The organism is Pseudomonadota bacterium (assembly GCA_023229365.1).
Classification (GTDB): domain Bacteria; phylum Myxococcota_A; class Polyangia; order JAAYKL01; family JAAYKL01; genus JALNZK01.
Genome location: JALNZK010000157.1, coordinates 1 through 10,685, shown reverse-complemented (window position 1 = coordinate 10,685; position 10,685 = coordinate 1). Strand labels below are relative to the sequence as shown.

General features: G+C 67.2%; 9 protein-coding genes. 4 read left to right on the top strand and 5 right to left on the bottom strand.

Translation table 11 applies throughout. From position 1 onward, the window contains the following. The 3 genes from M0R80_28845 to M0R80_28835 form a co-directional block, all read right to left on the bottom strand. On the bottom strand, positions 1-1,272 hold a 1,272-nt coding region (locus M0R80_28845; GenBank protein ID MCK9463646.1), incomplete at its 3' end, for a hypothetical protein. A 9-nt stretch (positions 1,273-1,281) separates the two neighbouring features. Further along, the gene (locus tag M0R80_28840; GenBank protein MCK9463645.1) at positions 1,282-2,598 is read right to left on the bottom strand and encodes a hypothetical protein; all 1,317 of its coding nucleotides are present in this window, start codon (positions 2,596-2,598) and stop codon (positions 1,282-1,284) included. A gap of 210 nt (positions 2,599-2,808) precedes the next feature. Then, the gene (locus tag M0R80_28835; GenBank protein ID MCK9463644.1) at positions 2,809-3,546 is read right to left on the bottom strand and encodes a response regulator; all 738 of its coding nucleotides are present in this window, start codon (positions 3,544-3,546) and stop codon (positions 2,809-2,811) included. Positions 3,547-3,705: 159 nt separating this feature from the next. Between M0R80_28835 and M0R80_28830 the strand changes: the two genes are divergently transcribed. From M0R80_28830 to M0R80_28815, 4 genes are all read left to right on the top strand, one after another. Beyond that, a complete protein-coding gene (locus M0R80_28830; GenBank protein ID MCK9463643.1) occupies positions 3,706-3,861 on the top strand; it encodes a hypothetical protein in 156 nt (51 codons plus the stop codon). Positions 3,862-3,952: 91 nt separating this feature from the next. Continuing rightward, positions 3,953-4,240, top strand: coding sequence for a hypothetical protein (locus M0R80_28825; GenBank protein MCK9463642.1), 288 nt, complete (start codon positions 3,953-3,955; stop codon positions 4,238-4,240). Positions 4,241-4,308: 68 nt separating this feature from the next. Continuing rightward, entirely contained in the window at positions 4,309-6,405 is a 2,097-nt protein-coding gene (gene glgX / locus M0R80_28820) for a glycogen debranching protein GlgX (protein MCK9463641.1), read from the top strand. A gap of 12 nt (positions 6,406-6,417) precedes the next feature. Continuing rightward, the gene (locus M0R80_28815) at positions 6,418-7,176 is read left to right on the top strand and encodes a methyltransferase domain-containing protein (protein MCK9463640.1); all 759 of its coding nucleotides are present in this window, start codon (positions 6,418-6,420) and stop codon (positions 7,174-7,176) included. Between the two features lie 21 nt (positions 7,177-7,197). Here the strand turns inward: M0R80_28815 and M0R80_28810 are convergent, their stop codons facing one another. Together M0R80_28810 and M0R80_28805 are read right to left on the bottom strand one after the other, a co-directional pair. Continuing rightward, positions 7,198-8,823: an IgGFc-binding protein gene (locus M0R80_28810; GenBank protein MCK9463639.1), complete on the bottom strand. Its 1,626-nt coding sequence runs from the start codon at positions 8,821-8,823 to the stop codon at positions 7,198-7,200. 29 nt (positions 8,824-8,852) lie between these two features. After that, positions 8,853-10,445 (bottom strand): IgGFc-binding protein, encoded by a 1,593-nt coding sequence (locus tag M0R80_28805; protein MCK9463638.1) that lies wholly within the window; start codon positions 10,443-10,445, stop codon positions 8,853-8,855. Between the last annotated feature and the right edge of the window lie 240 nt (positions 10,446-10,685).

Sequence of the window (10,685 nt, the reverse complement as noted above, 5' to 3'; positions counted from 1 at the left end):
TATCTCGGCCCAGAGCAGGACGCCGTACGTCTCGCCCCTCTTCGCCGCGGCGAACACGCGGTTCCCGGCCACGGCCACGTCCCCCACTCCGCAACACGTGTCTTCTCCCGGGCACGGCTCGAGCAGCTCGACCAGGTCGGTTCCATCCCAACGGTCGATGCGCCACTGGTCGTAGGTCTCGCCGAAGCACCCCCGCCCTCCGGCGAGGTAGATGTTGCCGTCCCCGTCGGCCGCGCCGGACATCCAGCAGGACCCAGTCCACGAGTCGCAGGTCGTGCTCGCCTCCTCGGTCCACGACTCGGCATAATAACGGAGCAAGGAGAGGCCGTCGGTCGCCAGGATCGCGCCGTCGCCGTCCCGGTACAGCCACAAGGGGTTCGTAGGCGAGGGATAGCCCAGGTCCACGACGGCGGTGCCGACCTCGAGCACCTTCGGACCGTCGTCCGACGCGCCGCCCCAGAGCGTGGTCTCTCCGCTGATCACACCGAGGCTGGTGAGCTGATCGAACCCCGGATACACGGCTTCCGCATCGATCAACCAGGAGGACGAGTCTGGATCGCGCATCCAGACCGTGCGCGTCCCCACGTTAGGTGGGTTCCAGTCCGCGTCCGGCCACCCGACCGCGTGCGGCAGGCCAGAGACGTCGGCGTACATCGCCTGAATGGTGCAGTACTCGGGTGCGGTCGAGCAGCCCTCGAACCCCTCAACCGACTCCTCGACCCACGCCGCGCCGTTGCGTCGCAGGACGCGGTATTCTTGATTGGAGAGATCGATGAAGCCCCACGCCCAGACGTCCTCGCCGTCGCCCCAGACTCCCTCGCAAAAGAGACCGTCCACCCCGGGCGGCAGGATCGACATGGACACCGATGAGCCGTCGAACTCGGCGAGCCCGAATCCCGGTATCGTGTCCGCATCGAAGCAGATGATAACGTCGTCCTCGGCTGTCGCCCAGATGTTCATTTTGTTGATGTAGTATGTGCAGACGCCTGCCGGCACTTCGGGGAGGATCACCTCGTTCCAGTCCCAGTAGGTCTCGGCGTCCGAATCCGAATCCGTGTCGGTGTCCGTGTCGGTACCCGTGTCGGTATCCGTGTCGGTGTCCGTGTCGGTGTCCGTGTCGGAGTCGGCGTCCGTATCGGAATCGGGACCTCCGTCCGGACCGGCACCGTTGCGGCTGTCCGTCCCGCACGACGTCACCGAGAGCGCGACGCCCCAGGCGAGAGCGGCCATCCAGGAGAGAATCGAAACGGGCGTCGTGCTCTTCGGTAACATGAGATCCTCCTAGAACGTGTTCCCAGCGAAATCGGAAGTCTTGAACTCCGACCACGGGCGCGTGTTCAAGCGTACGCTGTTCCAGCCATGGCCGTTCCCGTCGATGACCCAGATGTCTCCCGAGCCCGGCGTCCCGGCCCAGCCGACGAAGATCACGCTGTGTCCCTGGTCGTTCCACGACAGGTAGTATCCTGGTTTCAGAAGGCTGGGGTTCGCGATGACGCTCGCGTAGGAGATCTTCCTGCCGCACCCGCTGAACCACGGCTCCATGTCGCTGGGGATGCTGATCCCACCGGTCACGAGGGGGGTCGGTATGCCAGGGCAAGCGGACGACAGCTTCGAGCCGTGCTGGATCGCGTACACGGCGAACTCCGAGCACCACGCGCGGTCCTCGCTGACGTACTTCCGGGCGCCGCTGTGGCCGAGATCCTGCGCCGCGACCTCGAGGATCGGGTTCATGTGGCTTCCGCCTACCTTTGCCGCCACGAGGTCGTGCTTGTACTTCGCGATCCGCCAGTCCAGGAATAGCTGTCGCCCGTAGTAAACGTCCATCCAGTAGTTTACCCCGGTTTCGAGGTAGATTTGCTGATCATTGTGCATGATCTCGATCTCCTCGATCTGTAGCCCGTCGCTCGAGCCGGTCCAGAACCGGACCCAATCCCAGTCGTCGGGCTCGAGCCAGCTGAAGAAATTCTGCCAATCGGTGTAGTCGCAGAAGTGGTAGTAGGCGGTTGTGTTGGGGGTGGAAGGTCCCTGGCCAAGGTTGAAGCACGCCGCGTCCTGGCCGGAGGAAGGTGTGTCGTCGTACCAAAGGGTCTCGGGCCGCGCGTAGTCGGGATCCGGGGCGGTGTAGGTTTGGTAGTGTTGACCGAAGCACATCCAGATGCTCGCCACTGTGCCGGCGCTTGCGCTCGAGCCCGACTTGAGCCTGACCCAGTTGTTGCGGTCGTAGTCGCAGGTGTGTGGATAGTCGTTGTAGTACTGCGGCCCGGCGCCGTCGAGGGTGTAGCCGCCGGACTGACCGACCCCGTCGTCGTCCTCCCCACAGTCCTCGAACTCCGGATCGCACTCGAGGGGCAGTGCCACATTGTAGTAGTACCACTCTTCGTCCTCGGGCTTCACCTCCACCCGCTCGCAGGTGGATTCGGCGAACGCCTCGGGCTCATCGTTCACGTACTCCTCGTAGTACGGGACGGTCTCGGCCGGGTCGTTGAACGGCCCGCTCTCCCCGCTGACCTCGTCGCTACTCTGCGCCACCGCGTTGCCAGCGAAGCAAACCATCGAGAAGACGAGAAGCGACAGAAGGGCGAAACGATTTCCCTGCATTTTGTCTTTCTCCGTTTCCGGAGCCATACTGTTTGTTGGCTCCCCGCTCGATTTTTCCGGACTCGGACTGGCGTTTGGGACTCGGCGAAAGCTCCGGGCGGGGGGCCTCTCGCGCACTGCGCGGGGTGTGCTGCTTCGTGTACTCCTCGCGAGGGCGTGTCGTTGGCAACTTCGGTCATGCACACAGTCCTTGAATCGACGTTCCGGGGTTCAATCGTTCCGAGCGCCGGGAACGTCAAACTCCGTCGCCCCGTCGACCAGCGACGAGCGATCGACCGCGCCGCTCCCCCACTCGAGCCGGCTCCTGCTGACGAAACCGCTCAAAACCGTTAGGTAGCGGACGAGCCGGCGCCGGTCGATGGCCCCGAACTTGACCTCTATCCGCGCGATCCGCTCCACGAGCGCCTTGGTGCTGCACCCGAGCGCGTCGGCGAGCTCCTTGTCCGGCGGGTAGCCGAGCTCGACCATCTCGATGAGGACACGGACCTGCGCCGGCTCCAACCGCAGCGAGCGCAGCAGCCCCGGATCCGCGATCGACTCGTACCGCGGCCGCCGCTGGCGTGGAACGTTGCCGAGCGCGACCAGCCTTGCGACCTCTTCCGGCAGGCGCGCCTCGTCCTGCTTGAGGAGGTAGTCGTCGGCGCCGGCGAGCAGCGCCTCGTGCATCAGATCGGGCGAGAGGAGCGCCGTGAGCATGCACGCCGCGCCGCGCTGGCCGGTCTCGGCAAAGGCGCGGAGGCAGTCGATGCCGGTCGGCTCGCCCTTGCCGAGGTTGATGTCGAGGAGGACCAGATCGAACGCGCTCTTGCCAAGCGCGGTAATCGCCTCGGCGGCACTCGCCGCGAACTTGATGTCATACAGGGGCTCGAACAGTCTGGCGGCAAAGCGCCGGAAGCTTGGGCAATCGTCGACGAGAAGGATCTTGCCCGGTCGACGTGTTTGACTCATCTGCCCCCTCCGTGGAAACCGTCGTCAACAATTCCACATCAAAAAAAAAAACAACCATGGGAAAAACCACGGTTGACATTTCCGAGCAGGTTTTTCTGATGGCTTGCACTTCAACCGGGGAGCCGAGCACGGACACGAAAAGAGCGGAGGTGGAACCCGATGCGCGTATCGGACCTTTCGTACCTGCTCCTCGCCGCGGCGCTCATGCCGGCGTGCGCGTCCGAAGGCGCCGGCGGTGCACCACAGGCCCCCGTGATCCCGGCATTCCATCGGGACGGTTTCACCGTCGCAGAGTGGGGTGTGATGGTGAAGTAGGCCGTTTTTTTACCGGCGTGCGCGGCGACTCCGCTGTGTCCTTCAACCTCCACAGCGTCTATAGTCACCAAGAGCGCGGAGGTGAATCGACATGAGACCGAGCTCCGTCCTGCGCCTGCTCCCGGCGGCTCTCGCCTTGACGTGCGCCTGCTCCTTCTCGGACGACGAGATGGATCTCTACTCGTGCGCGGACACGGACACGGAAGCGACCCCGGACTCCGGGACGGACGCGGGCTCGGACGCGGGCTCGGACGCCGGCGCCGACTCCGGCGCGGACGGCAGCCACCCGTCGCAGCACGCCACGTACCTCTCCGCGTGCGTCGCCCCGGACGGCGTCTCCGAGGAGGACGCCGCGATCCTGAGGGGAATGGCCGAGTAACTTTTCGCGTCCCACTTTTCGCGTCCCACCTGTCCCACAAGTCCCCGAAGTCCTATATCCTCTGTCCCATGCGCTCCCTCACCGTCACCCCCGGCGCCTACTACCCGCTCGGCGCGACCGTCACGCGGACCGGCGTGAACTTCGCGCTCTTCTCGCGCCACGCGACGCGGGTGGAGCTCGAGCTGTTCCACCGCCCGGGCGACGACCGCCCGTCGCGCACGATCGCGGTGGAGAACCGGACGCGGTTCGTGTGGCACTGCCACGTCCAGGGGCTGCGCCCCGGCCAGGCGTACGGGTACCGCGTCGACGGGCCCGACCGGCCGGAGCTGGGCCATAGGTTCAACCGCCACAAGCTGCTCATGGATCCGTACGCGCGCGCCTTCAGCGGCTCGTTTTACGGCGACGGGCGGCTGCACTTAGGGAGCGAGCCGGTCGACAACGCGGCGTTCGCGGCGCGATCGCTGGTCGTCGACGACGCGTTCGACTGGGGCGACGACGCGCCCCCCGCGATCCCGCTGCCGGAGACGGTCATCTACGAGGCGCACGTGAAGGGGCTCACCGCGCATCCGTCCGCGGGCGCCGACAAGCCCGGGACGTACCTCGGCGCGATCGAGAAGATCCCCCACCTCCTCCGCCTCGGCGTCAACGCGATCGAGCTCCTGCCCGTGCACGAGCACCACGCCGAGGAGCGGCTCACCGCGCTCGGCCTCACGAACTACTGGGGCTACAACACGGTCGGCTTCTTCGCGCCGGATCAGCGCTACGCCGCCTCCCGAAAGCCGGGGGCCGCGGTCGCCGAGTTCAAGCGGATGGTCCAGGCGTTCCACGCGGCGGGGATCGAGGTCATCCTCGACGTCGTCTACAACCACACGGGCGAGGGCGGCGAGGGCGGCCCCACGCTGTGCTTCCGCGGCATCGACAACGCCGTCTACTACCACCTCGACCGCGACGACCGGCGCCGCTACGTCGACTTCTCGGGCTGCGGGAACACGCTGAACCTCGACGAGCCGGCGGTCCTGAAGGTGGTCATGGACTCGCTGCGGTACTGGGTCGAGGCGATGCACGTGGACGGCTTCCGCTTCGATCTGGCGTCCGCGCTCGGCCGCGAGCGGGGCCGCTTCGATCACATCTGCGGCTTCTTCATGGCCGTGCACCAGGATCCGGTGATCTCGCGCGTCAAGCTGATCGCCGAGCCGTGGGACATCGCCGGCGACTCGTACCAGGTCGGCAACTTCCCGCTCGAGTGGTCCGAGTGGAACGGCCGCTACCGCGACTGCACGCGCCGCTTCTGGCGGGGTGATCCGGGGCTCGTGCCCGAGCTCGCGACCCGGCTCGCCGGCAGCGCGGATCTGTACAGCGACGACGGCCGCACGCCGTACTCGAGCATCAACTTCGTCACCTGTCACGACGGCTTCACCCTGAACGATCTCGTCTCGTACGCGCACAAGCACAACGAGGCGAACCTCGAGGAGAACCGCGACGGCAACCCGAACAACGACTCGTGCAACTGGGGGTTCGAGGGGCCGACCGACGATCCGGACGTCCTCCGCCCGCGCGGGCAGGCCGCCCGCAACCTGTTTGCGGCGCTCATGCTCTCCCACGGGGTGCCGATGATCCTGGGCGGCGACGAGATGCTGCGCACGCAGGGGGGCAACAACAACGCCTACTGCCAGGACAACGCGACGAGCTGGATCGACTGGACCCTGCTCGAGAAGAACAGCGGCTTCTTCGCGTTCTGCCGCAAGCTGATGGCGTTGCGCCGTTCGCATCCAGCCCTGCGCGGCCTGTCTTTCCTGTCGGGCGCGGATCGCAACGCGGACGGCATCCTCGACGTGCAGTGGTTCGACGAGCGGCTCCGCGAGCCGAGCTGGTTCGATCGGGAGCTGCGCCACCTCGCGTTCCGGCTCCAGGGCTGCGAGCGGGCGATCGAGGCGGGAATGCCCGCGGGCGGCAGCTGCGATCTCTACGTCGCCATGAACGCCTCGGCGGGGGCGCGGGCGTTCGCGCTGCCGAAGCCGTCGGCGGGGTTCGAGTGGTACCGCGCGGTCGACACGAGCCTCGGGGCCCCCGACGACGCGGCCGAGCCGGGCGAGGAGATCCGGCTCGACCGGCAGGACGGCTACCACGTCAACGCCCAGAGCACCGTGATCCTCGTCGGGAGGTAGAAGGAGGCCCGAATGCGGCAGTGGTACGAGGAGCTGTTCACCGACTACGCGCGGACCTACGACACGGAGGTCTTCACGCGGGGCACGCGACAGGAGGTCGGCTTCATCGAGCGGGAGATCGGCAGGGACAAGCGGACCCGGATCCTGGACGTCGGCTGCGGGACCGGCCGGCACGCGATCGAGCTCGCGCGGCGGGGCTACGACGTCACCGGGATCGATCTCTCCCCGTCGCAGCTCGCGCGGGCGGCGCAGAAGGCCAGGGAGGCGGGCGTCCGCGTGCGCTTCCTCGAGCGCGACGCGCGGAGGCTCGGCTTCAGGGGCCAATTCGGGCTGGCGATCATGCTCTGCGAGGGCGGCTTCTCCCTGATGGAGACGGACGAGATGAACTACCGCATCCTCGAGGGCTGCGCGCGGTCTTTGAGGCGCGGCGGGAAGCTGATCTTCACGGCGCTCAACGCCCTGTTCCCGCTCGTGTCCTCCTTGAAGGAGTTCCTCGACGCGGGCTCGACGACCACGCGGACGCCGCGGCTTTCCTTCGACTTCGCGACGCTGCGCGAGCGCTCGGTCCTGGAGGCCCGGGACGACGGCGGCAGGCGGAAGGTGCTCTGCTGCGACGAGCGGTTCTACGTGCCCTCCGAGCTGCGCTGGATGCTGCACACGCTCGGGTTCGCCGAGATCGGGATATTCGGGTGCACGGTCGGCAGGTTCTCGCGGCGGGTCAAGCCGTCGCCGAAAGAGTTCGAGCTGCTAGCGATCGCCGTGAAGGGGTGATCCGCGGGGGCGGCCTCGCGCTCAGTCGGCGTCCGGGTTCATCGCGCCCATGCCCATGCCGCCTATGTAGGCGTAGGAGTCCCACTCGTCCCACCCCACGACGACCACGCCGAGCCCGTACTCCTCGTTGGCGGAGCGCAGCGTGTGGACGCCGTCCGCCACCTCGACGCGGGCCACCTCCCACCCGGAGCCGGCCGCCTCGGTGAACTCGCCGTCCGGAATCGGGGTCTCGTCGAGCAGCACGTCGACGCCGGCTTTGCGCGTGACGATCATCACGTCGTTGATCCACGTGTCCGGGACGAGCACGACGTACCGCGGCAGGAATTGCTCGGTAGGGCTCGTGTACACCATCGACGGATCGCCGATGTCGCCCGCGTTGAGGGACTGGGCGCCCGTCATGTACTGCATCACCGCGATCGGCTCGTCCGCGGAGACGAACAGGTCGCCCGGCGCCGCAGCCGTCCCCTGGACCCAGAGCTCCAGGAGCTCCCCCGCGGCCATCTCGAACGTCCCGATCGCGACGCCGGTGACGCCGGGGTCGGCGTCCACGGTGACCGAGGTGTCCGCGCTCGCGTAGATCTGCCAGAGCACGAAGTCGGTCTCGTCCACGGCCGAGCGGACCGGCATGCGCGCCGCCACGATCTCGGTGCCCCAGAACTTCAGCCCCGGCAGCTGCTCCTCGAGGTGATCGCACGCGTACACCTCGAACGGGATGAACGCGCACTCCTGCCCGGAGAACACCGCGATCGGGTGATCCGCGTCCGCCTCGATCCGGCTGCCGGTCAGCGTGGCGTAAGGGGCGTTCGTCTCGACCTCCAGCAGATCGCCCTCGTCCAGGGTGACGGTGAACGGGGTCGCCGTGCCCGGCACGTCGCCGCCCGCGAGCGGCGCGGTGGACGGGTGCACCGTGACCTCCGTGCCGTCGGCGGTCGCGATGACCGAGAAGTAGGCGCGCATATCGCCGTCGCACATCGTCGAGCAGCTCTGCTTCCACCCGACCACGTCGTAGGAGAGGGCCAGTGAGACCGCCGGGATGAGCATCGACGCGTCGGAGAGGTAGGACGAGGCGCCGTCGATCGGGTTGAACTGGTAGGCGATGATCGGGACGTCCGTCTCGATCTTGTACGTGCCCTTGGCCATCACGCCGGAGCCGTCCATGTGGAAGTCGGCGAGCTCGAAGACGTGGAGATCCATCGGCTCGACCACGTGCGTGTCGAGGAGATCCCACCCGGAGGTGTCGGCGTTGCCCTGGCGGACGGTCACCGTCGCCGGCTCGGTCAGGTTCACGTTCGAGACCGCGATCGCGAACTGCTGCTCCTCCACGGAGTCGTGCGAGTCGAGATCGGCGGCGTAGAAGAGGCAGCCGACCGTGTTCTTGGCCTGGGCGGCCTGCGCGCAGGTCTCCGGGATCACCGGGCCGTCGTACTCCGTATCGGAATCGGAATCGGAGTCGGAGTCGGAGTCGGAGTCGGAGTCGGAGTCGGAATCGGAATCGGAATCGGTGTCGACGTCCGTGTCGGTGTCCGCGTCGCCGTCCGCGTCCGCCCCGCCCGCCGGGGCCGCGTCGCCGGCGCCGACGGAGTAGCACCCAGCGGTCGCGGCGAGGACGATCGACAGCCCGCAGGCGAGGATGGTTCGGTTGTGCATGTCGCCTCCGGCGGGGCGCCGGCCCCGCGCTATTCGATGACCGGGTTGATCGCGCCCATGCCCATGCCGCCGATGTACGCGTAGGAGTCGTAGGAGTCCCACCCGACGACCATGACGCCGAGCCCCACCTCCTCGTCCGCGGAGCGCAGCGTGTGCATGCCGTCCGCCGCGGCGACGCGCGCCACCTCGTAGCCGGAGCCGGCGACCGACAGGAACGAGCTGCTCGGGATCTCGACGTCGTCGAGGAAGACGCCGACCCCCTCGGTACGAGTGATCACGAGCGCGTCGTTGATCCACGTGCCCGGGACGAGCACGACGTACCGCTGCAGGAACTGCTCGGCCGGGCTCACGTACACCATCGCCGGATCGCCGATGCTGCCGCAGTTCGGGTTCTCGGAGCCGATCATGTACTGCATCACGCCGATCGGCTCCTCCGAGTAGATGTAGAGATCGCCCGGCGCGTCCTGGGTCCCGGACGCGTAGAACTCCTGGAGCTCTCCGGCGACCATGTTGAACGTGCCGATCGGCGGCCCGACCACGCCGGAGTCAGCGGCGATCGTCACGGTCGTGTCCACGCTCGCGTAGATCTGCCAGAGCACCGCCTCGGTCTCGTACGCGGTCGAGCGGATCGGCATCCGCGCGCCGACGAACTCCTTGCCCCAGAACCTGAGGCCCGCCAGCTGCTCCTCGAGGTGGTCGCACGCGTACGTCTCGAACGGGATGAACGCGCACTCCTGCCCCGAGAACACGGCGATCGGGTGATCGGCGTTCGCCTCGATCCGGCTGCCGGTCAGCGTGGCCCAGGGCGCGTTCGTCTCCACCTCGAGCACGTCGCCCTCGTCCAGGCCCACGGTGAACGCGTCGCCGGTGCCCGGCACGACCCCGCCGGCGAGCGGCGCGGTGGACGGGTACACGACGAGCTCCGTGCCGTCCTTCGTCGCGACCACGGTGAAGTAGGCGCGCATGTCGCCGTCGCACATCGACGAGCAGCTCTGCTTCCAGCCGATGACGTCGTAGGTCAGCGACAGCGACGGCACCGGGATCAGCATCGTGGCGTCCGAGAGGTACGACGACGCGCCGTCCACGGGATTGAACTGGTACGCGATGATCGGGACGTCCGACTCGACCTTGTACGTCCCCTTGGTCATCGTCCCGGAGCCGTCCATGTGGTAGTCCTCGAGGTTGAACGTGAAGAGGCTCATCGGTTCGATGACCTGCGTGCTGTGGAGATCCCAGCCGAAGGTCGCGGGGTTCCCCTTGTAGATGGTCACGGTCGCCGGATCGGTCTGGTTGACGTTCGAGACCGCGACCGCGTACTGCTGCGCTTCCACCGAGTCGTGCGCGTCGAGGTCGATGGCGTAGAAGTGGCAACCGACCGTCGTCGTCGCCAGCTCCGCCTGCTCGCACGTCTCCGGGATCGCGGGACCGGTGTACTCGGTGTCGGTGTCGGTGTCCGAGTCGGAGTCGGAATCGGAGTCCACGTCCGTGTCCGAATCGGAGTCCGAGTCGGAGTCGGAGTCCGCGTCCGAGGGCGTGTAGTCGTCGCCCGCCGACTCGCATGACATGGGGGACGCCGCGGCGAGCGCCACCAAGCAAGCACTGAGAACCAGATGTTTTTTCATTTCGTCTCCTCGCCCGCTCGACGCGGGAGCCGGCGGCTCCTCCGCGCGGTTCGATCGATTCATGGGCTCGTCCATACAGATATAGTGTAAACGGGTCCCTTTTTGGGACGGATTCCAGATCTCCTGACCTGGGGTGAAGGCTAAATGTCCGGTGGATCGTTGGCCGGAGGTTCTGGCGCGGGTCTCGGACCCGGGAAGGCGAAGCTCGATGGCGGCAGGGGGAGCACGTCGAAGAGGAGA